Here is a 273-nt window from a genome sequence, read left to right as displayed (position 1 = left end):
GGCTCATCGGTCAGCTCTTCCGGCACCTCGACACCTCGGAAGCACCCAGCAGAACCAAGAAGGCGTTTCCCCTTGAGCGTCTGAAAGGCATGCCATGTATCGGCAACCGGCTGATCGCTGAACTTGACGGCGTACTCGAAAACCTCCATGAACCCCTCGGCGGGATCTCCAACGATGGGCCGCACATCAACGATGAAGCTGTCCCCGGTGATCTGGTGCCAATCCCGCGACAAGCGCTCCTGGCTGGGCTCGACCTCGGCCAAGGCGATCATG

General features: G+C 60.8%; 1 pseudogene. It reads right to left on the bottom strand.

From position 1 onward, the window contains the following. Nucleotides 1-273: pseudogene (locus tag ABG80_RS22435) on the bottom strand (protein rep); the annotation flags it as partial.

It is taken from the genome of Aquabacterium parvum (assembly GCF_001447195.1).
Taxonomy (GTDB): Bacteria; Pseudomonadota; Gammaproteobacteria; order Burkholderiales; family Burkholderiaceae_C; genus Aquabacterium; species Aquabacterium parvum.
Note: the sequence above shows the minus strand (reverse complement) of the source record. Positions and strands in the feature narration are given on the sequence as shown.